Below are 23,943 nucleotides of genomic sequence, written 5' to 3' on the forward strand. Positions count from 1 at the left end.
CATTACGTAGTGAAAATGACTGACATCGACAGAACAGACCGTCGAATTCTCGGTATCCTCCAGGTCGACGGCCGGATTGCTACCGTTGAACTGGCGGACCGGATCGGACTTTCCCCCACTGCGACGAGCGAGCGCCTCAAGCGCTTGCAGCGGGACGGCTTCATCGTCGGGTATTCGGTGCGCATCGATCCTGCGCGCCTCGGGCTCGGCCTGCTCGTCTTCGTGGAGGTCTTGCTCGACAAGACGACGCCCGATGCCTTCGAGCGGTTCAGTGCGGCCGTCCGGCGCGCGCCGGAGGTTCTCGAGTGTCATATGGTAGCCGGTGGCTTCGACTACCTCGTGAAAACTCGGGTTGCCGACATGGCGGCCTACCGGCGCTTTCTCGGTGAGATCCTCCTGGCACTCCCGGGGGTGAAGGAAACCCGGACCTATGCGGTGATGGAGGAAGTGAAGAGCGATGGAATCCTGCCCGTCTGAGCGGGGCGGCGATCGGATGGCCCGATCCCATCGGACCGTGGAGCGATGACACCCGACCCGACGAGACGAGGCCCGTGCTTCCAAGCGAGCGCCCCGTTTCTTGTCTTTTCACCTCGTCACGAGCGAGGCGCTCGATTGTTCGACAAGCTCTTGACCCAATGCAGCCTTCGTCCTGCAATGCAACTCATCATGGCAGAGATGGCCCTTTCTCATCCCAACGGCATGAGGTTTGCAGTGGGAATCGGAGTTGCGTGGCCGGGCTGTTTGTTTGCGGCAGGAAGACTGTGAGAGGGGGGGAGATGTCGAAGACGAGAGGCGGCGGGCATTCCATCCTGGGGCGGCTCTGGCTGGCGCCCATCTGCGCAGCCCTGGTGGTCCTGACGGCCTTGCCGGCATCTGCGCAGACGCCGGTCCGATTCAGCCTCGATTGGCGGTGGGAGGGACCGGCCGCAATCTTCGCTGTGGCTCTGGACAAAGGATATTTCAGAGAGGAGGGGCTCGATGTCACGATCGAGCCGGCGAGCGGCTCACGCGAGCCGATCTCTCGCATCGCATCCGGAACCCACGACATGGGCTTCGGCGACGTGAATTCGCTGGTCCGCTTTCGGGACGAGCATTCGACGACCGGGCTCAAGGCCGTGATGATGGTTTACGATCGCCCGCCCTTCTCCATCATCGGCCGCCGCAGCCGTGGCATCACAAAGGAGGTCTCCAGCCTCGAGGGGAAGAAATTCGGTGCTCCGGCGACCGATGGCGCCTTTGCGCAGTGGCCGATCTTCAAGGTCTTGAACCGCATCGACGACAGCAAGATGCAGATGGAGAACGTAGGCTTTCCGGTCCGTGAGCCGATGCTCGCGCAAGGCGAGGTCGACGGCATCTTCGGCTACGCGATGACCTCCTACATCAACCTGAAGGCGCGCGGTGTTCCCACGGACGACATCGTCGTCCTTCTGATGAGTGATTACGGGCTCGAACTCTACGGCAATGCCATCATCGTCTCGGAGAAATTCGCCGAGGAGAATCCCGAAGCCGTCAAGGGCATGCTGCGTGCAATCGCGAAGGGGATACGCGATACCATTGCCAATCCGGATGCAGCCGTCGACTCCATTCTCAAGCGCAACGAAATCGCCAAGAAGGATGTCGAGCTCGAACGGCTCAAGATGACTCTCGAGAATTATGTCGTCACACCATACGTGAAAGCGAACGGATTCGGCGGGATCGACAAGGAGCGCTTCAGCCGGACCCTGGATCAGATCGGCCTGGCCTTCAAATACAAGAACAAGCCCGCGATCGACGACATCTTCACGGATGCCTATCTGCCGGCGGCGGAACTCCGCAAGGCGGATTGAGACAATCGAACGGCAGGGCCGGTGCAATATCGTCCCGTGTGAAGGCGGAGACCGACCCGAGCGTTTCGTCGGTCTTCGCGATGTCGCTTGAGCCGATACAGGTGCAGATTGCGGGCCGCTGGTTCGGTCGGGCCGTTTGCTGGAACCCCCGATGAAGGCTTGGTAGAAAGGCGGTTCGGAGCGGAGAGTCCGATCATGCTCGAATACGGCACCGACTACGAGACGCTCGTCGGGCGCTTCCGCTGGAGGATCCCCGAGCGGTTCAACATCGGTGTCGCCGTCTGCGATCGCTGGGCCGAACGCGAGCCCGATCGTGTCGCCGTCCTCGATATTGCGCCGAATGGCGATGTCCGTCCGCTGACCTATGGCGAATTGCGGGACGCGTCGAACCGGCTTGCGCGCGCCCTGCAGGCTCGGGGCATCGGCCCCGGTGACCGGGTCGCGGTTCTGCTACCGCAAGGTGCGACGGTCCCGATCGCGCACGTGGCGATCTACAAGCTCGGCGCGATCGCTCTGCCGCTCGCTGCGCTGTTCGGCATCGATGCGATCGCCTATCGGTTCCATGATGCAGGCGTCAAGGCGCTCGTCACCAACGCTGCCGGCCTCGCGAAACTCGCCGAGCTCGAAGAGCCTGTTCCGACGCTCGACGTGATCCTGTCGGTCGACGGCGCAGAAGGCGCGGCGGAGAGTTTCCACGCTGCCCTCGCGAGCGAGGAGCCCGCCTTCGATCCGGTGGATACAGGGCCGGATGATCCCGCGATGATGATCTATACGTCGGGAACGACAGGAGCCCCGAAAGGCGCTCTTCACGCGCATCGCATTCTCCTTGGGCACTTGCCGGGCGTGCAGATGCCGCACGAGTTTCTGCCTCGCGAGGGGGATCGTCTCTGGACGCCCGCCGACTGGGCCTGGGCGGGCGGTCTCCTCAACGTGCTCCTGCCAGGCCTCTATTTCGGCGTGCCAGTCATTGCGCGGAAGTTCGAGAAGTTCGATCCCGAAGAAGCCTTCCGGCTAATGGCGGATTATGGCGTGCGCAACACCTTCGTGCCCCCGACAGCCCTGCGCATGCTGCGCACCGTCCCAAATCCCCGCGGCCGCTTCGATCTCGCCCTGCGCACGGTCGCCTCCGGGGGTGAATCGCTCGGGGCGGAGACCTTTGCATGGGGTCGCGAAGCTCTCGGGCTCACCATCAACGAATTCTACGGCCAAACCGAATGCAACCTGGTCCTGTCCTCCTGTGCCGAGATCGGCGTGGCGCAGGCCGGCGCGATCGGCAAGCCCGTCCCCGGCCACGAGGTCGGGGTCATCAGGGAGGATGGCAGTCGCTGCGAGCCCGAAGAAATCGGGCAGATCGCCGTGCTGCGGCCCGATCCGGTGATGTTTCTGTCCTACTGGAACAAGGCCGATGCCACGCGCGCGAAGTTCCTGTGCGACTGGATGACGACCGGAGACCAGGGAATGATCGACGCCGACGGCTACGTGCACTTCATCGGGCGCGACGATGACGTCATCACCTCTGCGGGCTACCGGATCGGTCCCGGCGAGATCGAGGATTGCCTCATCCGCCACCCGGCTGTTGCGCTCGCTGCCGTCGTGGGAAAGCCGGATGCGATGCGTACGGAAATCGTCAAGGCCTTTGTGGTCCTGAAGGACGGCTATTCGCCCTCCGACACGCTCGCCGCCGACATCCAGGGCTTCGTGCGGGCACGGCTTTCGGCCCACGAATACCCGCGGGAGATCGCCTTCCGCGCCTCTCTGCCCTTGACCACGACCGGCAAGGTGATCCGGCGCCTCCTGCGCGAAGAGGCCTGACGCTCGCCGCTTATGGCGCGAGATCGGCTTGCTGCCGCTCCCTCTCTGCTACCGCCGCAGCGAGAGTGGGTTGTCGGTCAGGGCCTGCGCATCCGGCTGGTCGATGCCGGCCTTGCCGAGGAAGGCATTCCAGAGATGCTCGACATAGGTGCGGTCGAGATCGTCGACGATCAGCACCAGACGGCTGGTGCGATCCTCGCTCGGCCAGGACGGCAGAATGGCCGGCACGTGCACGACGTGCTGGACACCGTGGATCACGACGGGGTGATCGGGGTCTTCAGCGAGCGCGACGAGACCTTTGAGCCGCAGGAGCTTCGCTCCGCTCGATGATCGCAGGAGGTCGAGGAACATGTCGAGAGTGCCCTGGCTGATCGGCTCGGCACTCGTCAGACAATAGGCGCGGATGCGCTCGTCATGCCGGTTCACGTCATGCGCGTGATCGTGGTCATGGGCGGCGTGATCGTGCCCGTGGCTCGCATGGGCATGCCGCGCCCGCTCGTCGGCCTCGATCGCCTCGGCCCGGAGCCAGTTCGCGACGTCGGCGACCCGGCCCGACAGGTCGAACAAGCCACCGGCGAGGAGGTCCGTGCCCGTCGTGATTGCAGCGGCATCGGCGATGTCGGCCCCGGGATTGAGGGCATGGACGCGGGCCTCGAGCCGGGAGCGGCCTTCGGGATCGATGAGAAGATCCGTCTTGGTGAGGATAATGCGCTCCGCCACGGCGACCTGCCGGCGGGCCTCGACGTGCCGGTCGAGCGTGGCCTCGCCGTTCACCGCGTCGAGGGCGGTCACGACTCCCTGGAGCGCGTAGCGCATCGACAGATAGGGGTGGTAGAGGACGGCGTGCAGGATCGGTGCGGGATCGGCGAGACCGGTGGTTTCGATGATGACCCGCCGGAACGGCATGATGCGGCCGTTGTCGCGCTTGCGCAGGAGGTCCTCGAGCGTCGCGACGAGATCTCCCCGCACGGTGCAGCACAGGCAGCCCGCGGACAGGAGAATCATTCCCTCATCCATGGTTTCGACGAGGAGATGATCGAGACCGATCTCGCCGAACTCGTTGATGATCACCACGGTATCGGAGAATGCCGAATCCTGGAGAATCCGGTTGAGAAGCGTCGTCTTGCCGGCCCCGAGGAATCCCGTGAGGACGGTGAGGGCGATCGGAGGGCCGGGCCGGCGCGGTTCCGTGCTGGTCTCGGTCATTGGGGTGAGTCCGCCATAGCCAGGTCGCCGCTCCGTGGGGTCTGGTTCTCTCGTAACACGTTGGCGATGATCGCAGCGATTACGAGACCACCCCCGAACAATTGAACCGGCTCGATCCCCTCTCCGAGGATGAGGGTCGACGCGAACGCTGCGACGACCGGCTCGAGGCAGAAGGCGATCCCGGCCATGACGGCCGGGATCCGCACCAGAGCCATCAAGTGCAGGGTGAAGCCCAGGACGTAGCCGGCGAGCGTCATGCCGACGCCCAGAGGCTCCAGGGCGAGCGTTGCGGGACCGGTGAGCGTCGCGGTCACGAGGCCGATGACGGCGGAGGCCGGGAGCACGAAGATGTGGACCCAGAATACCTTGGCGACGGTTCCGGTGCGCCGACTGCGTCCCATCGCGAAAAATTGCATCGCCGCCGCGATGCTGGCGCCGAGCGCTAAGGCGATTCCTCGCCAGTCGAGCGCATGGAAGGCCGGCCCGACGACGAGCGCCACTCCAATCAGGGCCAGCACTGCATTCCCGAGGAGAAAAGGCGTCAGGCGCGTGCCCTCGACGAGCGGGCTCGCGAGCACGATCACGACCGGAAAGGTGTAGAAGAGCGCAACGGCGACGGCCACCGGCACGAAGCTGACCGACGAGATGTAGCAGATGCCGACGAGCGTGGTGACGAGTCCGAGGACCACGACGGTGGCCCGCTCGGACGGCGCGACGGCGATCGACCGACGGGTCACGAGAACGAACGCCAGGACTACCGCCAGCATCAAGAGGACGCGGTAGAAGACGAGAGTCGCGCCGCTCACCCCGGCAAAGGATGCGAGGCGTGCATAAGGGATGTTCAGCCCGTAGAACGTCGCCGCGATCAAGGCGCAGGCCAAGCCTGCCCCGACGCGGTGAGGATTTCCGGTCACGGAATTGGCTGCATCAGGGGCCGGCCGCCGTGGACCTGCAACTTACTGAGCTTTCGACGTCTGCTTGGACTCGGCCTTTGCTGCCGATTTCCCGCCATTGAGCTGAAGCGGCTTGCCTGCCGCAGCCTTACCCTTCGACTTCGCATTCGAGGGCGCGGATTCCTTTGCCTCGGCGGCGGCCTTCTTATCGCTGGACTTTGCGGAGGCAGCCTCCTTCTTCGAGCCGCTCACCGGCTTCACGGAGATCGAGGCCCGCCCATCATCCTTGTCGACGACCTTCGTCGATGACGACTTCTTACCCTTCTTCGAGCTGGCTGCCTTCGTGGCCTTGCTGGCCTTCTCGCTGGCTTCTTCTTCCTCGGCCTGCTTCGCAAGCTCCGTCTGGCTGGGCGGGTTGAGGCCGAGCCAGACGCGAATCGGCTGAACGGGACCTCTCGGCTCGAGGATGGTGGGCGCTCCGGGAGCCAGTTGCGGCATGCCCGCGAAGGCGAGGAGGCCGGATGCCAGCGGACCGGACGGGACCGTTCCGGCCATCGTCTGCGACTGGCTGTCGTCCTCATCCGGAACTGGGCCGCGGCGATCGCAGATCACCGAACGCATGTTCGGCGGTTCCGTCGTCGCGGAGGCAGGCAGGAGGTCGACCATCGGGTTCAGGATGCCGGCACTCGCGCCGAAGCCACGATCAAACAGGTTCGCCGCCCGCATCGTGCGTTCGTTCGCGGAGGGAGCCCCGAGAACGACGGTGATCAGGCGTTTTCCGTCGCGCTCCGCCGTCGCGACCACGTTGAACCCGGCCGCGCAGATGAAGCCGGTCTTCATTCCGTTCGCGCCGGGATAACGGCCGATCAGGCCGTTGTGGTTGCGCATGATGCGCCGGCCATACTGGATCGCGCCAATCTCGAAGAGCCCGCCATATTCCGGAAATTCGCGAATTAGGGCCCGGGCCAGGATCGCCATGTCACGGGCGGATGTCTGCTGCCGGTCGTCCGGGAGGCCGTGTGGGTTGACGAAGTGGCTCTCCCGCATACCGAGCTTCGCCGCGGCATCGTTCATCATGCCCGCGAAGGCCTCGGCCGACCCTCCGAGATTCTCGGCAATGGTCGCCGCGACGTCGTTCGCGGACTTCACCATGATGATCTTGAGCGCGTTGTCGAGGCGGATCTGGGAGCCCGGCTTGAAGGCCATCTTGGAGGGCGGAAGACGCGCCGCATCCTCGGAGACGCTGAGCAGCTGGTCCATGGACGCACGCCCGTCCCGCACCATGTCGAGCGCCACGTAGGTGGTCATCAGCTTCGTGATCGAGGCGGGGAACCAGGGTTCGGTTGCCCTCTCCGCATGGAGGACGCGACCCGAGTCGACGTCCACGACGAGAGCGGGGCCATTCGCGTATGCTGTCCCGGAGACAAGAACAGCCACGGCAAATGCAGCAACGCGAAAAGCGTAGCGAAGTGCCATGCGAGACTCCTTACTCAACCTGTCGATGGTTGCGGAGCGATCCCCGCACCGATGAAGCGGAGCCTATTGTTTAGCCCCAGCCGAGGTTATTGCATAGTATGCCGACTCGGGCGACGAGCCTTGTGCAGCACCTTCCTTCAACCGAATCCATGGCAAGACCGTGGCACCGAGGCCGGGCGGACCTTTCTTGGACCTGACGCAACTCTGGATTCCCGCAACGCTCGCGGCAGCCGCTGCCCAGACGGCCCGGAACGCAACGCAGCGCACCCTTACGGAGACGCTCGGAACCGTCGGCGCGACTCAGGTGCGCTTCCTGTACGGGTTTCCCTTCTCGCTGATCTTCCTGGCCGGCGTGATCACCGTCACGGGAGAACAACTCCCGTTGCCGGGAGCCTCCTTCGCGGGCTACCTGATTCTTGGGGCGATGGCGCAGATCCTCGCAACGGCGCTGATGCTGGCTGCCATGCGCGAGCGCTCTTTCTCGGTCGTCACCGCGCTCATCAAGACCGAGCCCGTTCAGACTGCGGTCCTCGGCCTCGTCCTGCTCGGAGACGTGTTGACGCTGCCCCTCCTGGCCGCAATCGTCGTCGCAACGGTCGGCGTCGTTCTGATGTCGATGAATCCGGCCGCTGTGGCCGCGAAGGCCTCTCTCCGGCCGGTGGCGCTGGGAATCGGTGCCGGAGCGTTGTTCGCGCTCTCGGCAACGGGCTTCCGGGGAGCGATCCTGGAACTCCCCTCGGGCTCGTTCCTGGTTCGCGCCACGACGACCCTCGCCTGGTCCCTCGGAGTCCAGACCCTTGTTCTCATTCTGTGGCTCGCCGTGTTCGACCGTGCCGCCCTGTGGGGGAGCCTGAGGGCCTGGCGGCCATCCCTCGGCGCCGGCTTCCTGGGCGCACTTGCCTCGCAATTCTGGTTCATCGGCTTCTCGCTGACGAGTGCCGCGAACGTGCGCACTCTCGCCCTTGTGGAGGTCCTGATGGCGCAGGCGGTATCGCACCGTCTCTTCCGCCAGGAGACGAGCGCCCGGGAACTCCTCGGGATCGGCCTGATCGTGATCGGGGTCGTCCTGCTTCTCGCCGCGCAGTCCTGACGGATAACTGCCCGGCGGGTCGATATTGGGCCCGCACCCGGGTTCCGTTCGACAGTCGAATGGACCTGTATGGTTGGCAGAACGGTCCAGGAGCCGCGATTTACGACGGCCGGCGGACGGCGGGATGCCTTCTGATTCGATTGGGCAGCACATAGAGCGCCCCCAGTCCCAACACGATCAACGTCAAGGCCATCGAAGCCGATACCAAAAGAAACCCCGCCAAGCATGACGTGACCGGGCGGGGCAGGATTGGGAGACGAGCCGGATGAACCGACCTGACCGTCAGGCTGCGCCCGGATGGTTAACGATGGGTTAACGGCCGGTGGTTTTCGAAGGGCAGGCAGGGGCAGAGCATCGGCACCCCTCAGAGAAATCTGCCCGCTCGGCCGGCTCGAGCGTCCCGTAATACCTTGGCCGTATCGGCCCCAGCGATTTGCCGAATAGATTGGCCATCATCCTCCAGCTTACCTTGCAGAACGAATCGCCGGGCAAGAAAGCAGCCATCTCCGGCTCGGCGATGCGCTGGGGATTTTCAGATGACCTGTCACTTTTGCCTCCCGCCATTGACGGCGCGCGCTCTCGATCCGGACGACCTGCGCCTTGCCTCCGCTGTCTATGAGACGGCGCTGGCAGCCATCGACAGACCGGTCCCCGAGGCCTTTCGCGTGTTCCTGGCGCGGCTCATTCTCGAATGCCTGTTCCACGGCGAGCGTGATGCGGACCGTCTGAATGCCGACGCGCTCAAATACGTGAGGTTGGCCTTCCGGAGCACTTGACGGACACGACGATCGGCCGAAGGCGCATGAGAAGTCCGTTGGACTCGAATGGCCGGTCCGAGATCCGGGTGCACTGGCCGCGAATAAGGCCCTCGTCCGGCTGAGCACCGAACGAGGGCCTTGTTGCCTCGGCGGGCCCTTACGCAACGCTGGCCCGAGATCAGACTGTCTCGATCGGGTTAAGGAGATGTTGACGTTGCGGAATGTGTAGGGTGTCTCGTGCCGCTTACGACCGTGGTCAACGACCAACATCCAAGGCCAAGCTCATGGCTGGAGCGGCGGTCGCGAACGCGCTTCCGGCCGAGCCGTCGCAAGAGATCCTCCGCGCAAATGGCTCTGCGCCCTCGACATGTCATCCTGCATCCCGTGCGCCTTGCGAGCCGGCCTCTCTCGTCGCATCTTGAGGCACGAACGGAACGTGAGACGAACCATGACCGCATGTATCGTGGGCTGGGCCCACACCCCCTTCGGCAAGCTCGATACGGAGACGGTCGAGAGCCTGATCGTGCGTGTGACCGACGAGGCGCTCGCCCATGCCGGCATCTCCGTCGAGGACGTCGATGAGGTCGTGCTCGGTCACTTCAACGCGGGCTTCAGCCCGCAGGACTTCACGGCGAGCCTCGTGTTCCAGGCGAATGACGGATTCCGGTTCAAGCCCGCCACCCGGGTCGAGAACGCCTGCGCGACCGGATCGGCCGCCGTCCAGCAGGGCATCAAGACCATCGAGGCCAAGCGCGCCAAGGTCGTGCTCGTCGTCGGTGTCGAGCAGATGACGCGGACGCCCGGCCCGGAGATCGGCCGCAATCTCCTGAAAGCCTCCTATCTCCCCGAGGACGGCGACACTCCGGGAGGGTTTGCGGGCGTCTTCGGCAAGATCGCGGGCCTATATTTCCAGCGCCACGGAGACCAGTCGGACGCCCTCGCCCTGATCGCCGCCAAGAACCACCGCAACGGGGTCGATAATCCCTATGCCCAGATGCGCAAGGATCTCGGCTACGAGTTCTGCCGCGCCGAAAGCGAGAAGAACCCGATCGTCGCCGGACCGCTGAAGCGGACGGATTGCTCGCTGGTTTCGGACGGCGCTGCGACGATCGTTCTGGCCGACACCGAAACGGCCCTGCGGATGAAGCGAGCGGTGGCGTTCCGGTCCACGGCGCACGCCCAGGATTTCCTGCCGATGTCGAAGCGGGATATCGTCTCCTTCGAGGGCTGCGCCGTGGCTTGGCAGCGGGCCCTCGCTCAGGCGGGCGTCCAGATCTCGGATCTCTCCTTCGTCGAGACCCATGACTGCTTCACCATCGCCGAACTCATCGAATACGAGGCCATGGGCCTGACGAAGCCCGGCCAGGGCGCCATCGCGGTGAAGGAGGGCTGGACCGAGCGGACCGGGAAGCTCCCGGTGAACCCGTCCGGTGGCCTCAAGGCCAAGGGGCACCCGATCGGCGCCACGGGTGTCTCGATGCACGCGCTCTCCGCGATGCAGCTCTGTGACGAGGCCGGCGGCATCCAGGTGCGCAATCCGGTGCTCGGCGGCATCTTCAACATGGGCGGAGCCGCTGTCGCGAACTACGTGAGCATTCTCGAGCGGATCAAATAATCCGCCTCGATCCGTTCATGTGCAGGGTACGCGGGAGGGGAGCCGCGCCGCATCCCGGCACAGGGTGCGTCCGGTGGCTTCTCGCGCTCGCCTTTCTTGTCCTGCCGCTTGCCGCGTCTGCGCAGGCGCGTGAGTACCAGCAGAGTGAGGCCGTCCTGGCGGGTCTGGGGCCGATCCCCATCACCCTCGATTCGCCAGCTCTCACCCCGGGCCACCGGACGCTCACGACCTACGACGAAATGCTGGCTCATGTGAAGGGCTTGGCGTCCAGGTCGCCAAATCTATACCTGGGCCGGCTCGGCTTCAGTCGGCAGGGCAGGGAGCTTCCCGTCCTGGTCTTCACGGCCGAAGGCCTCCGTGAGGCCGCAGCAATTCGCGCCTTGGGGCGTCCGATCCTCTGGCTCATCGGCCAGCAGCACGGGAACGAGCCGGCCGGCGGCGAGGCGATGCTCGCGATCGCCTCGGCCCTCGCCACCGGAGAATTGCGCGGCTCGCTGCAGCGGGTCACGGTCGTCATCGTCCCCAGGCTCAATCCCGATGGGGCGGAGGCTGCGACCAGAACCGCCGCCGATGGGAGCGATCTGAATCGCGACCACCTGCTGCTCACCTCGCCGGAGGTCAGCGCGCTTCACGCCGCGATGGCGGAAATGCCGCCGGATCTCGTCCTCGATGCGCACGAGTTCCAGGTCGCAGGGGCTTGGCTCTCGCAGTTCGGAGCCATCCAGAAGAGCGATGCGATGCTTCTCCAGGCGACGCATCCGGCCGTGGTGCGGGAAATCGCCTCTTATGCCGAGCAGGTCTTCATCCCCGCGATCGGGCATGCCTTCGAGCCCGTCGGGCTGAGCTGGTCCTGGTATTACACCGCGATGGGGCGGGAGGTGTCGCTCGGAGGGAACTCTCCCGGGATTTCACGCAACAATTTCGCGATGAGCGGGGCCGTCTCGATCCTCGTCGAAACCCGCGGAATCGGCGTCGGCCGCCAAGGCTACCAACGGAGGGTCGCAACGCATTATCTCGCGGCCAAGGCCGTAATCGAGCAGGCCGCGACGGAACCCGACGCTCTCCTGAGCCATGTCGGGGCCGCGCGGCGCAGGATCGCCGAAACCGATGAGCCGATCGTCATCGAGTATCGGACGGAAAGCGCGTCGGGGGAGATCCCGCTTGCCGATCCCCGGACTGCCGCAGAGATCCGGATGCCTGTGGATTTCACGGATACCCGCCGGGTGTCGATCACGCGCACGCGGCTTCGACCTGTGGGCTACCTGATCCAGCCCGCGGCACAGGCCGTCATAGACGCCCTGAAGACGCGCGGCGTCCATCTCTGCGAGGCGCGGACGGAATCGGTCGTGGCCGAGGCTTTCCTGATCTCCGCGAAAGAGGCGCCGTCGAGACCGCGAAGCATCAATCCCGAGGGGACCGTCGAGGTGAGCCTCGTCAGGCGTGCGATCACCCCGGCGAAAGGGGCCGTCGTCGTGCCGATCAGGCAAGAGGCGGCGGTCATCGTCTCGGCAGCTCTCGAGCCCGATTCGCCGGGCAGCTTCATCGGCTCGGGCCTGATCCCGGTCGAGGCTTCCGGCGAGACATCGATCTACCGGCTCCTGCCCGGGGAACCGCTGCCGGTCTCCGCCGATTGCCCACTGTGATCGTGGGTTTCGCGGCGCCCGCTATTCACCGGGTGCGCGAGCCTTCACGGCAAGGGCGTGAATACCACGGTCGAATGCCTCGCGGACGCTGTCATTGACCATTCGGTGCCGCTCGACGCGACTCTTGCCGATGAAAGCCGGTGATACAATATCAATGCGAAAGTGAGTTTGCCCGCCTTCGCGCCAGCCGCTATGGCCGCGATGCTGTTCCGACTCGTCGATAACGGCGAGTTCGCTCGGTGCGAGACGCTCGTTGAGCATTCGGGTTATCAGGTCTTTCAGGTTCATCGGTTTCCCTCGTCAGCAGGCCTGCGGCGAAAAGCGTTCGGGCCTTGCCCGCACTCGAAGACTCCTCATAATCGGCCAGTCATGGATCTCAATTCGCCCTTGTTCGATCGCATCCGGATCAAGCCGAATTGCGAGGAGCCTCGCGAGTCGCAAGGTCCGGCTTGCGAGCATCCCGGCTGCAATGCGGCGGGGACTCATCGCGCGCCCAAAGGCCGGAACCATGAGGGGCAGTATTTTCGATTCTGTCTCGATCACGTTCGGGATTACAACGCGTCCTACAACTACTTTGCCGGAATGACCGATGCTGCCGTCGCAGAATTCCAGAAGGATTCGGTGATCGGCCACCGTCCGACCTTTCCGATGGGCGTCAACCGCAGCGGCGGCGCGGGCGAGGAGTCGCGATCCCGCGACTGGTCCTATTTCGATCCGCTCGGGATTCTGCAGGGCCAGGATTTCCGTACGGCCAAAGCCAAGGTTGAGGCCCCGGAGGTGAAGCGGCCCCGTCATTCCGGTCCGGTCCGCCGCGCGCTCGATATCCTGGGCCTGGACGAGAATGCCGACGGTCCCACGATCAAGGCGCAGTACAAGGCCCTGGTGAAGCGGTTTCACCCAGATGCGAATGGGGGAGATCGATCTTTCGAAGGGCGTTTGCGCGATATCATCAAAGCGCACGATACGCTCAAGACGGCAGGGATGTGCTGACGCCGCATCCCTGGTGCCGAACTGGAATCACGCAGAATCCTCACCCAATCGGGCCCGGCTCGAAAGAGGCCGCAGGTCAGCGATGCGGAGCGATTCTCCGTGGGGCCAGACGCGCAGGCGAGTTCAGGGCGGGAATGCTGACCCGGACCGTCGACCTGTCGCAGAACCGACCCGCGCGCAGGGGCGTTGTGCAGAAAGCGAAATTGCACCGCTGCGCTGCGGCCTATATGACACCCTGACGCAGTAGCTGCCATTACGATCAAGAGGCCTCCATGCTGGCATCGCCCGAACCGCTGAGCTCAATCCCGGACATGAAGGTCTCCGTGCGTCAGGTCTTCGGCATCGATTCGGATTTCGAGGTGCCGGCCTTTTCGCAGCCCGAGGAGCATGTGCCGGATCTCGATCCCGATTATCTGTTCGATCGGGAGACGACGCTCGCCATCCTCGCTGGATTCGCCCGCAACCGCCGCGTGATGATCACGGGTTATCACGGCACCGGAAAATCGACCCATATCGAGCAGGTAGCGGCGCGCCTGAACTGGCCCTGCGTCCGCGTGAACCTCGACAGCCATGTCTCGCGCATCGACCTCGTCGGCAAGGACGCGATCGTGCTCAAGGAGGGCAAGCAGATCACCGAGTTCCGGGACGGCATCCTGCCCTGGGCGCTGCAGAACAACATTGCTCTCGTTTTCGACGAATATGACGCCGGACGACCGGACGTGATGTTCGTGATTCAGCGGGTTCTCGAGCAATCCGGCAAGCTGACGCTTCTCGACCAGCGCCGGGTGATCAAGCCGCATCCCGCTTTCCGGCTGTTCGCGACGGCGAATACGGTCGGGCTCGGCGACACGTCGGGCCTCTATCACGGCACCCAGCAGATCAACCAGGGTCAGATGGACCGCTGGTCGATTGTCACGACCTTGAATTATCTGCCGCACGACAAGGAAGTGGACATCGTTCTCTCCAAGGCGAAGCACTACCAGGACAGCTCGGAAGGCCGCGATATCGTCAACAGGATGGTTCGCGTCGCCGATCTCACCCGGAACGCCTTCATCGCCGGCGACCTCTCGACGGTGATGTCGCCGCGCACGGTGATCACCTGGGCGGAGAACGCCGAGATCTTCGGCGATCTCGGCTTTGCATTCAGGGTGACGTTCTTGAACAAATGCGACGAGCTCGAGCGTCCACTCGTGGCAGAATTCTACCAGCGCAGCTTTGGCAAGGAGCTGCCCGAGAGCGCCGTCAACGTCGCTCTCAGCTAGGCACCTTCACGGGCCAGGGCCCGTACGCGGATCTCAATGTCGATCTCGAATCGTAAAGCCGGTGAAAAGAAAGAGGCCCCCGTCGAGCCGCTGAAGCGCGCGATTGCGGGATGCATGCGCGCCGTTTCGAGGCATGCCGAACTCGAGGTGACTTTCGCGTCCGATCGACCCGCTCTCATGGGCGAGAAGGCCCGTCTCCCCGAGCCGCCACGGCGGCTGTCCGAGCAGGACATCGCCGTTCTGCGCGGGCATGCGGATTCGATGGCTCTCCGCCTCGCCTGCCACGATCACAATGTGCATCGGCGCCTCGCACCCGACGGGGCGGCGGCGCGCGCGGTGTTCGATGCCGTCGAGCAGGCGCGCGTCGAGGCCATCGGCTCGCGGCGCATGAGCGGAGTCGCGAACAATCTCTCCGCAATGCTCGAGGATCGCTATCACCGCGGCGGCAAATACGAGAACATCACGGATCGTGCCGACGCACCCCTCGAGGACGCCGTGGCGCTGCTCGTTCGCGAGCGTCTGACCGGACTGCGGCCACCTCCCGCGGCGACGAAGATCGTCGATCTCTGGCGCGACTTCATCGAGGAGCGTGCGGGACACGATCTCGACGCGCTCGCGCGGAACATCGAGCGGCAGCGTGATTTCGCGAGAAGCGTGCGCGACATGCTGTCGGCGCTCGATATGGTGGACGATGCCGCGCTCGATTCCGATGATGAGGAGAGCGACGAGGAAAGCCAGTCGGACGAGCAGCAGGGTGGCGAGGGCGAATCCGAGCAGGATGCGCAGGGGGATCGCGCCGAGATCGAGGTCTCCGATGATGGCAGCGAGGATCTCGAGGACGGCGCTTCCGAAGCGGCCGATGCCCCGAGCGGCGAGTTTCCCGACGAGGCCGAAGACGCGGACAGCGATGATGCCGCGGAAGCCTGGCGTCCGCCTCCATCACGCTCGAACGAGCCACGTGCTCCGGACTACAAGGCCTTCACGCAGCGCTTCGACGAAATCGTTCATGCCGAGGATCTTTGCGATCCGGACGAACTGTCCCGGTTGCGCGCTTATCTCGACAAGCAGCTCGCGCATCTGCAGGGCGTCGTCGGGCGTCTGGCGAACCGGCTGCAACGGCGGCTCCTTGCCCAGCAGAACAGAGCCTGGGAGTTCGACCTTGAAGAGGGAATGCTCGATCCGGCGCGGCTGCCGCGGGTCGTCGTCGATCCATTCCAGCCTCTCACCTTCAAGCAGGAGAAAGACACGAATTTCCGGGATACGGTCGTCACGCTCCTCCTCGACAATTCGGGCTCGATGCGCGGCCGGCCGATCACCGTCGCCGCAAGCTGTGCGGATATCCTCGCGCGCACTCTCGAGCGCTGCGGCGTCAAGGTCGAAATCCTCGGATTCACCACGCGGGCCTGGAAGGGTGGGCAGTCGCGCGAGAGCTGGCTTCAGAGCGGGAAGCCCGCGAATCCCGGGCGCCTGAACGATCTGCGCCACATCATCTACAAGGCCGCCGACGCACCGTGGCGTCGTGCCCGCAAGAATCTCGGGCTCATGATGCGCGAGGGTCTGCTCAAGGAGAATATCGACGGCGAGGCGCTCGACTGGGCCCACAAGCGGCTCCTCGGTCGGCCCGAGCAACGGCGCATCCTGATGGTGATCTCGGATGGGGCGCCTGTCGACGACTCCACGCTGTCGGTCAATCCCGGCAACTATCTCGAGCGCCATCTCCGCTACGTGATCGAGGAGATCGAGACGCGGTCGCCCGTGGAACTGATCGCCATCGGAATCGGACATGACGTCACGCGGTATTACCGTCGGGCCGTCACGATCGTCGATGCCGAGGAACTCGGCGGCGTCATGACGGAAAAGCTCGCCGAACTGTTCGAGGAAAACTCTGCGCCGCCCCCGCGCAGTTCGCATCGCACCAGGGCCATGGCGTGAGGCTGTCGCGACGGTCGGTTCTCGCTGGGCTCGCGGGGATTGCCGTCTGCGGCGTGGCTGCAGGCCGAAGTGCCTGGAGCCGGGCTGATCTGCGTGAACCTGTTGCGATCGAGATCAAGGCCGAACCTCTCGAGTCCCTTACCATCGAGGAGCCTGAACATCGCCGATTCGGGGAGCTTCATTTCCGGAGCGGGCTGATCCTCTCGAGTCCGTTCGAAGCCTTCGGAGGACTCTCCGGATTGTGGCGCTCTCGCGACGGCCGTTCGCTCGTCGGCATCACGGATCGGGCCTGCTGGCTGACTGTGCAGATCGTGAGCAGCGACGGACGGCTCACAGGACTGCGCAATGCCGTGATGGCGCCGATCATCGGCGCGTCCGGCGAGCCTCTGAGCGGCACGCACCACTTCGACACGGAAAGCCTCACGATCGTGCGGGGCGTCGCCTATGTAGGCGTGGAACGCAAGCATGCGGTCTTCCAGTTTCCCACCTTCGATCGTGATGGCGTGAAGGCTCGTGCCCGGCCCGTGCCGCTACCGGTCCTTGGCCCTCTGAAATCGAATCAGGGCCTCGAGGCGATCGGCGTCATCCCGGCGCCCCGCGATCTCGCGGGCTCTCTCGTGGCGATCGCGGAACGTGTCGACGATACGACGACGCGCGGATTCATCATCACGGGTCCGCAGCGGGGTGAATTCGAGATCGTGCTACGCGACGGCTTCGACGTGACGGACCTCGCATTTCTCGACGACGGAGACATGCTCCTGCTGGAGCGGCGGTTCACCATCCTGGGGGGGCCGGCCGCCCGAATCCGCCGCTTCCCTGCGGGCGTCATCCGGCCGGGCGCCACGCTCGACGGGCCCGTTCTCTTCGAGAGCGGAGCCGGAACGTGGATCGACAACATGGAAGGCATGAGTGTGCACCGCGAAGGGAGCGCCACCATCGTCACGCTCGTGTCGGACGACAATTTCAGCCCTCTGCAGCGCACGCTGCTGCTCGAGTTCGCTCTGACGCGCTGACCGCGCCTCCCCGTCGTTGCGAGCGCAGTGAAGCGATCCAGGAGCGCATCCGTCGACGGATAGATTGCTTCGCCTCCGGCTCGCAAGGACGGTAGAGGATCCAGCGCCTGCTCTCGTTTCCGAGTGTGCTCTTCCCTCCCTCACGCCCACTTCTTCATTGCGAACGAAGTGAAGCAATCCAGGTCACGGCGTCAGGATCAAGCACATCGCCGGCAGCTCGTTATGACGAAGTGGGCTTCGTAACGGCGCGATGGATACGACAATGGATTTCGTACGATTCCGCGCTGCTCTCCGGCAAAGGCGATCCGTAAGACCTACCGCATCGCCGGACGCGCTGCGACGAAGGCGCCGTAGGGCAGGATCGCGAGCGCCGCGATGGCGAGCTTCACGCCGAAATCCGCGAGCGCGAGATTGATCCATGGAATCATGACGCAGCTATCGGAAATCCCGATGTTGCCCAGAGTCTCGCTGATGGTCAGGCCGAGCCCGGGTATAGGTGCGCAGGAGAAAGCGATCGAGAAGAAGATCGCCGTGTCGAGACCCGACGATACGATCGACGACACGAAGGGAGGCAGCCACCAAGCCCGCTTGCGCAGACGATCGAAGATTGCGATGTCGAGGAGCTGGGCTACGAGAAAAGCGCTCCCGGAGGCGATGGCGATGCGCGGGGTCGCAAAAGCCACAGAGAGGATCACGGCCGCCAGGAAGCCGACATAGACGATCCGCCTCGCGCCGCGCGGGCCGAAGCGCCGGTTGGCGAGATCCGTGACCAGGAAACCGAAGGGGTAGCTGAATGCGCCCCAGGTCAGCAAATCCTCGCGGCCACCGATGTTGATCGGATACTGCACGAGAATGTTGGATGCGAGCACCACCGTCGCCATCGCCGCAACCGCAGCGAGAAAGGTGCGGTGGTTTTCGATCCGGGACGAAGTCATCGCAGAAAAGTTTCGGCTGTGCCAATGTCTCGCCGCGAACGCAAAAAAGGCGGCCCGAAGGCCGCCCGATGCAACCGAAGCCGGCGCCCTTTGCGTCAGGCGGCGGGCTGGAGCTTCTTCTGGATCTCGCGCTTCAGGGCGAGAGCGTTCGGCGACAGATCCTCTGCCTTCGCCTTGGCCAGGAAGGCGTCGAGGCCGCCGCGATGCTCCACGGAGCGAAGCGCATGGGCCGAAATGCGAAGCCGCACGGCCCGCTGCAAGGCATCCGACCGAAGGGTCACATTGCAGAGGTTCGGCAGGAAACGACGCTTGGTCTTGCGGTTCGAGTGACTGACAAGATTGCCGGTCAGAACGGCCTTGCCGGTCAGTTCGCAGCGGCGCGACATGATCTCAATCCCATTGTTGAAGGTGTCGCAGCCGCATGGCCGTGGGTTTGCGAAACGCAGATCCCACGCCGGGAGGACACCGGAAGTCCTGGAAGGCGCGAGCCTATAGGCCAGGAAGGGGTCCCGCGTCAAGAATGCCATGCCTGCCGCCTCGCATTTTCGGAGGCGCTGGGCCACGATTTGCTCCGATTCGTGTTGGACAAGCACCCGAGACTTCTTACGGAATCCTTTCATGCGTCGCTTGTCGATCCTGGCAGTTCTGATGCTGATGCCGGCCGGGCAGGCCGCCGCTGGAGGCGAGACCCTCAAGGTCGATTACGCCATCACCCTGGCGGGCCTGCCCCTCGGCAATGCCGATCTCGCATCCACTTTCGAGGGTGGAAAGTATCAGCTACAGCTCGCGGCAAAGTTGACCGGCCTTGCCGGAATGCTGACGGGGAGCAAGGGCGCCGCGACGGCATCCGGCGCGGTTGCGAGCCCGAACGTGCAGCCTGCGACCTTCGCCCTGACCTCCAGGACCTCGAGTGACCGGCGCACGATCCGGATGGGCATGGCAGGGGGCGGCATCGCGGCTCTGGAGGTCATGCCCCCGCTCGAAGAGAAGGCGGACCGAGTGCCGCTCGAGGAGGCCCACAAGCGCGGGGTGCTCGACCCGGTGAGCGCCCTCGTGATGCCCGTCATCGGAAAGGACCTCACGGATCCGGCCAATTGCAACCGAACCCTGCCGATCTTCGATGGCGGAGCGCGCTTCGACATCGTCCTGAGCTATGGGGAGACCAAGAGAGTCGAGAAGCCCGGCTACAGCGGCCCCGTTCTCGTCTGCAACGCGCGCTATGTTCCGGTGGCAGGTCATCGCGCCCTGCGTCCGGCGACCAAGTTCATGGAAGAGAACAAGGACATGTCGGTCTGGCTCGCTCCCGTCCCGGGGGCGCGCGTTCTCGTGCCGCTCCGGATCGCCGTACGGACCATGATCGGGATGAGCGTCGTCGAGGCCTTACAGTGGAATGCCCAATCCGAGGGGCAGCTTCAGCCTGCGGTCGGACGCCCGGTCCGCGCTGGGGCCGGCCGCTGAACCGATTCGGGGATCGAGGACCGGAGCGAGTTAACCCTGCCGAGCGGAATGGATTGCCAGATCCCGGCCTTTGGGCTCCGGTATCATATGCTTCGCCTCGGCATTATCCTGTCGACTTTCCTCATGGTGCTTCCCGCGGGCGCGAACACGGTCGCCTGCGGGGGCAACAGCCATTCCTATGCGGAGATCGTCGGGGGGCGCGGCCCGCATCGCCGGCCTGCCCCGCTCGAGGTGATGCCCGATTCGCTCTGCGCCGATCTGATCGAGGTGCGTCGCCGTGAGATCGATTCGATCGAACTCATGATCAATTCGGAAGGCTCGCGCGACTCCCAGGCGGAAGGATCCGACGGGATCTCACCGGGGAGGTCTCGGCCCGGACGCCCGCCCTATGGTCCGGGACGCTGAGCTGGGCTCCGGACGGGATCGTCCGCCGGGAACAGCGGGCCGAAGACCAGGGAAGATCGAGCTCGAGCAGGAGCTTGGCAGACAAAAGGGCTTCCATTCGAGGCGATTCCGCTCTGGCATCCCCGATCTCCAGGCTCCATATAGGCCTTGCCCGAGTCGCTCCCGGTGCGCGCCGGCTGTCGCTCCGGTTCGGGCTCGACCCCCGCAGCGGTTCCGGCGAGGGGGCTCCCATTTCCACCAGCGCCAGGAACCTTGAGGCGTTCGCCCGACACTTCCTCATGGCTCGCCGTTCCCTCCTTCCGCAGCTGCGTGCACGCGGCGTAACGGCCATTCTCGGCCCGACGAATACCGGCAAGACCCATTTCGCGATCGAGCGGATGCTCGGACACGAGAGCGGCATGATCGGGTTGCCCCTGCGCCTGCTCGCGCGGGAAGTGTATCAGCGGGTTGTCGAGAAGGCCGGTGCGGCCAACGTCGCCCTCATCACCGGCGAGGAGAAGATCAAGCCGGACCGGCCGCGCTATTGGATCTCGACGGTCGAGGCGATGCCGCGTGATCTCGATCTGGCCTTTGTGGCCGTCGACGAGATCCAACTCGCCAGCGATCTCGACCGCGGCCATGTCTTCACCGATCGGCTCCTCAACCAGCGGGGGCGCGAGGAGACGCTCCTGATCGGGTCCGCAACGATGCGGCATCTCGTCGAGGCGCTGATCCCGGGCGTCCATATCGTGACCCGGCCACGCCTGTCGAAGCTCACCTTCGCGGGGGAGAAGAAGATTTCGCGCCTGCCGCACCGCACGGCAATCGTCGCGTTCTCGGCCGAGGAGGTCTATGCCATCGCCGAGCTCATCCGGCGGCATCGCGGCGGCGCCGCCGTCGTGCTCGGAGCTCTGTCGCCCCGGACCCGCAACGCACAGGTCGAGCTCTACCAGTCGGGCGACGTCGATTACCTCGTCGCGACCGACGCGATCGGGATGGGCCTCAACCTCGACGTCGATCACGTCGCTTTCGCGTCGGACAAGAAGTTCGACGGCTTCCGCTTCCGGAAGCTGTATCCTCCGGAGCTCGGGCAGATCGCCGGCCGGGCCGGGCGCTTCATGCGCGACGGGACCTTCGGGACGACCGGACGCTGCCCGCCCTTCGACAATGAGACTGTTCAGGCTCTCGAGAACCACTTCTTCGACCCCGCTCGCGTCATCCAATGGCGCAATCCGGATCTCGACTTTTCGTCGCTGTCCTCCCTGCGTGCGGGACTCGCGGCGCCTCCGGTGGAGCACGGGCTCTTGCGGGCCCCGATGGGCGAGGACGTGGCGGCGCTCGAGGTCGTCTCCCGCGAGGACGACATCGGCAGGCTGGCTCGCTCGCGCGGCTCCGTGGAGCGGCTCTGGCAGGTCTGCCAAGTCCCCGATTATCGCAAGGTTTCGCCGCAGACCCATGCGGATCTCGTAGGCCAGCTCTACCGCTTCATCATGCGCGAGGGCGCCATTCCCGCGGACTGGTTCGCGCGGCATATCAGCATGGTCGATCGGACGGATGGCGATATCGACACCCTGTCGAACCGCATTGCCCAGGTGCGAACCTGGAGCTTCGTCGCGAACCGTCCGGACTGGCTGAAAGATCCGGAGCATTGGCAGGGCGTTGCCCGTCAGGTAGAGGACAAGCTGTCGGACGCCCTTCATGAGCGGCTCGCCCAGCGCTTCGTTGACCGGCGCACGAGCGTTCTGATGCGGCGCCTCAGAGAGAATGCGATGCTCGAAGCTGAGATTACGGCCGCTGGCGATGTCACCGTCGAGGGCCAGCACGTCGGCCACCTGCACGGATTTCATTTCGTGCCCGACCCGCAGGCGGAGACTGCCGAGGCCAAGACCCTACGCAACGCCGCCGGGAAGGCACTCTCGGGAGAGATCGAGGCGCGTGCGGACCGGTTCGAATCGGCGCCCGACGCCACGATCGTGCTCTCGAATGACGGGACGATCCGCTGGCTCGGCGACCCTGTCGCGAAACTCGAGCCCGGAGACAAGGTCTTCGAGCCGCGCTTCCGCATCCTGGCGGACGAGCAGCTCACCGGGGCTGCGCGCGACAAGGTGGAGAACAGACTCCGCGCCTGGCTGAAGGCCTATGTCACGCGGCTTCTCGGCCCTGCGATGCAGCTCGAAGTGCTACCCGAGCTCACCGGAATTGCCCGGGGCATCGGGTATCAGATCGCCGAGGCCTTGGGTGTTCTCGAGCGCTCGAAGGTGCTCACGGAAGTGCGCGGCCTCGATCAGGAAGGGCGTGCCGCCCTGCGCCGGGCCGGCGTGCGCTTCGGCGCCTATCATCTCTATCTTCCGGCGCTCCTGAAGCCGGCGCCCCGTACTCTGGCGGCCCAGCTCTGGGCCTTGCAGAACGGTGGCCTGGACCAGAAGGGCATCGATGAGATCGCTCATCTCGCGGGATCCGGACGGACCTCGATCCCCGTGGATTCCAGCATCGCCCCGGGCCTTTACCGGGCGGCCGGTTTCCGGGTGTGCGGCGCGCGCGCCGTGCGCGTCGACATCCTGGAGCGACTCGCCGATCTCATTCGGCCGGCGATCGCCTATCGACCGGGCACGACGCCTGGCGATCCGCCGGCAGGGGCAGCGGACGGTGACGGCTTCGTGAGCACCGTCGCCATGACCTCTCTCGTGGGCTGCTCGGGAGACGATTTTGCATCGATCCTGAAGTCGCTCGGCTATGTCATGGAGACACGGCAGGGCCCTGCCATCACGGTTCCTCTCGTGCCGGCCGCGGCCTCGGTGCCCGTGACACCGGCGAACGGACCTGCTGCCGCCTCGCCCGACAATGTCGCCGCTGAGCCTTCGGGAAGCGAGGAGGCCGGCGATGCTCCGGTCGCGGAGGATGTGGCACCCGCGGACGAGGCGATCACGCAGGAGGCTCCCGAGGATGATCGGCCGGCAGATCATCCCGCGGCGGCTGCAGGCGAGCCCGAAGCTGTTTCAGCCGTAGAAGAGCCCGCCGACGAGGTCGAGGCTGTTGGCGTTTCCGATGCGACCGCCGAGGCGGGGACCGAACGGACCGAAGAGGCCGACACGGCCGCGCCGGTCGAGGCTTCGCCTGCGGAGGGTGCTGCGCCGACCGAGGGAGAAGCCTCCGCCGAGACTGCTTCCGCAGAATCGGAAGAGATCCGGGCCGAGGGCGCAGTGGACGCGGCTGCAACGCCCGAGCCGACCATGATCGAGGTCTGGCATATCGGCCGGCGCCATCACGAGCGGCGCCCGAACCGCAATCGCGGCAAGGGGCGGGGGAGCGACCAGGCCGGAGAGCGGCAGGAGCGCCGTCCCCATCCGCGGGGTGAGCGCCCGGACCGCCGTGACCGGCCCCAGCGTCCCGACTTAGCTGCCCGGGACGGGGCTTCCGGTCCTGCCGGCGAGGGCCGCCCGGCTCGTCCCCAGCGTCCTGGGCGTCATGACGAGCGGCGTGGCCCGTGGCCCGACCAGCGGCATGAGCACCGGGGCGATCAGAGGCGTGAGCGTCCGGATCACCGTCGCGAGGAGCGGCGGGACCGCGCTCCGGACCCCAATTCGCCTTTCGCCAAGCTCCTCGCACTGAAGGCGCAGCTCGAAGACAAGGGAAACCGCTGATCGAGGGCT

At 65.1% G+C, this 23,943-nt stretch carries 20 protein-coding genes; 14 read left to right on the top strand and 6 right to left on the bottom strand.

What is annotated here, in order from left to right; genetic code table 11:
• The first annotated feature begins 15 nt into the window (after positions 1-15).
• From BN1233_RS02745 to BN1233_RS02755, 3 genes are all read left to right on the top strand, one after another.
• Entirely contained in the window at positions 16-477 is a 462-nt protein-coding gene (locus BN1233_RS02745) for an Lrp/AsnC ligand binding domain-containing protein (RefSeq protein ID WP_046861909.1), read from the top strand.
• 299 nt (positions 478-776) lie between these two features.
• On the top strand, positions 777-1,826 hold the full coding sequence (locus tag BN1233_RS02750) for an ABC transporter substrate-binding protein (RefSeq protein ID WP_052763680.1): 1,050 nt from the start codon (positions 777-779) through the stop codon (positions 1,824-1,826).
• A gap of 195 nt (positions 1,827-2,021) precedes the next feature.
• Positions 2,022-3,638 carry an AMP-binding protein gene (locus BN1233_RS02755; RefSeq protein ID WP_046861910.1) on the top strand — a complete coding sequence of 539 codons (1,617 nt, stop codon included), beginning with the start codon at positions 2,022-2,024 and terminating at the stop codon, positions 3,636-3,638.
• Positions 3,639-3,686: 48 nt separating this feature from the next.
• Here the strand turns inward: BN1233_RS02755 and BN1233_RS02760 are convergent, their stop codons facing one another.
• From BN1233_RS02760 to BN1233_RS02770, 3 genes are read right to left on the bottom strand one after another with little or no spacing between them, the layout of a single operon-like run.
• Positions 3,687-4,844 (bottom strand): CobW family GTP-binding protein, encoded by a 1,158-nt coding sequence (locus BN1233_RS02760; RefSeq protein WP_046861911.1) that lies wholly within the window; start codon positions 4,842-4,844, stop codon positions 3,687-3,689.
• Positions 4,841-5,758 carry an EamA family transporter gene (locus BN1233_RS02765; protein WP_082145105.1) on the bottom strand — a complete coding sequence of 306 codons (918 nt, stop codon included), beginning with the start codon at positions 5,756-5,758 and terminating at the stop codon, positions 4,841-4,843. The genes BN1233_RS02760 and BN1233_RS02765 overlap by 4 nt, the downstream gene beginning before the upstream one ends.
• A 42-nt stretch (positions 5,759-5,800) precedes the next feature.
• Entirely contained in the window at positions 5,801-7,213 is a 1,413-nt protein-coding gene (locus BN1233_RS02770) for a D-alanyl-D-alanine carboxypeptidase family protein (protein WP_046861913.1), read from the bottom strand.
• Between the two features lie 187 nt (positions 7,214-7,400).
• Between BN1233_RS02770 and BN1233_RS02775 the strand changes: the two genes are divergently transcribed.
• The 4 genes from BN1233_RS02775 to BN1233_RS02790 all read left to right on the top strand — a co-directional run bounded on the left by BN1233_RS02775 (position 7,401) and on the right by BN1233_RS02790 (position 12,319).
• Entirely contained in the window at positions 7,401-8,303 is a 903-nt protein-coding gene (locus tag BN1233_RS02775; protein WP_046861914.1) for a DMT family transporter, read from the top strand.
• 536 nt (positions 8,304-8,839) lie between these two features.
• On the top strand, positions 8,840-9,079 hold the full coding sequence (locus BN1233_RS02780; RefSeq protein WP_048708843.1) for a hypothetical protein: 240 nt from the start codon (positions 8,840-8,842) through the stop codon (positions 9,077-9,079).
• A gap of 430 nt (positions 9,080-9,509) precedes the next feature.
• Entirely contained in the window at positions 9,510-10,676 is a 1,167-nt protein-coding gene (locus BN1233_RS02785) for an acetyl-CoA acetyltransferase (protein ID WP_046861916.1), read from the top strand.
• A gap of 17 nt (positions 10,677-10,693) precedes the next feature.
• Positions 10,694-12,319 (top strand): M14 family zinc carboxypeptidase, encoded by a 1,626-nt coding sequence (locus BN1233_RS02790; RefSeq protein WP_046861917.1) that lies wholly within the window; start codon positions 10,694-10,696, stop codon positions 12,317-12,319.
• A gap of 21 nt (positions 12,320-12,340) precedes the next feature.
• Here BN1233_RS02790 and BN1233_RS02795 read toward each other — a convergent pair whose 3' ends face one another.
• A complete protein-coding gene (locus BN1233_RS02795; protein WP_046861918.1) occupies positions 12,341-12,607 on the bottom strand; it encodes a BolA family protein in 267 nt (88 codons plus the stop codon).
• An 81-nt stretch (positions 12,608-12,688) separates the two neighbouring features.
• Here BN1233_RS02795 and BN1233_RS02800 point away from each other — a divergent pair, with 81 nt between their 5' ends.
• From BN1233_RS02800 to BN1233_RS02815, 4 genes are all read left to right on the top strand, one after another.
• Positions 12,689-13,309, top strand: a complete 621-nt coding sequence (locus BN1233_RS02800) for a J domain-containing protein (protein ID WP_046861919.1) — start codon at positions 12,689-12,691, stop codon at positions 13,307-13,309.
• Positions 13,310-13,581: 272 nt separating this feature from the next.
• Positions 13,582-14,571 (top strand): cobaltochelatase subunit CobS, encoded by a 990-nt coding sequence (gene cobS / locus BN1233_RS02805; protein WP_046861920.1) that lies wholly within the window; start codon positions 13,582-13,584, stop codon positions 14,569-14,571.
• A gap of 36 nt (positions 14,572-14,607) precedes the next feature.
• Positions 14,608-16,503 (top strand): cobaltochelatase subunit CobT, encoded by a 1,896-nt coding sequence (cobT, locus tag BN1233_RS02810; RefSeq protein WP_046861921.1) that lies wholly within the window; start codon positions 14,608-14,610, stop codon positions 16,501-16,503.
• Positions 16,500-17,516, top strand: coding sequence for an esterase-like activity of phytase family protein (locus BN1233_RS02815; protein WP_046861922.1), 1,017 nt, complete (start codon positions 16,500-16,502; stop codon positions 17,514-17,516). Before cobT ends, BN1233_RS02815 begins: the two co-directional genes overlap by 4 nt.
• A 314-nt stretch (positions 17,517-17,830) precedes the next feature.
• Here the strand turns inward: BN1233_RS02815 and BN1233_RS02820 are convergent, their stop codons facing one another.
• The gene (locus tag BN1233_RS02820; protein WP_046861923.1) at positions 17,831-18,451 is read right to left on the bottom strand and encodes a queuosine precursor transporter; all 621 of its coding nucleotides are present in this window, start codon (positions 18,449-18,451) and stop codon (positions 17,831-17,833) included.
• A gap of 95 nt (positions 18,452-18,546) precedes the next feature.
• Positions 18,547-18,837, bottom strand: coding sequence for a 50S ribosomal protein L28 (gene rpmB, locus BN1233_RS02825; RefSeq protein ID WP_046862413.1), 291 nt, complete (start codon positions 18,835-18,837; stop codon positions 18,547-18,549).
• Between the two features lie 232 nt (positions 18,838-19,069).
• On the opposite strand from rpmB, the gene BN1233_RS02830 reads away from it, so the two are divergent.
• The 3 genes from BN1233_RS02830 (at position 19,070) to BN1233_RS02840 (ending at position 23,934) form a co-directional block, all read left to right on the top strand.
• Complete coding sequence (locus tag BN1233_RS02830; RefSeq protein WP_046861924.1) at positions 19,070-19,909, top strand: DUF3108 domain-containing protein; 840 nt, start codon at positions 19,070-19,072, stop codon at positions 19,907-19,909.
• Between the two features lie 48 nt (positions 19,910-19,957).
• A complete protein-coding gene (locus BN1233_RS02835; protein WP_046861925.1) occupies positions 19,958-20,314 on the top strand; it encodes a hypothetical protein in 357 nt (118 codons plus the stop codon).
• Positions 20,315-20,592: 278 nt separating this feature from the next.
• On the top strand, positions 20,593-23,934 hold the full coding sequence (locus tag BN1233_RS02840) for a helicase-related protein (protein WP_046861926.1): 3,342 nt from the start codon (positions 20,593-20,595) through the stop codon (positions 23,932-23,934).
• The last annotated feature ends 9 nt before the right edge of the window (positions 23,935-23,943 follow it).

The sequence above is a fragment of the Microvirga massiliensis genome (genome assembly GCF_001006805.1).
Lineage (GTDB): Bacteria > Pseudomonadota > Alphaproteobacteria > Rhizobiales > Beijerinckiaceae > Microvirga > Microvirga massiliensis.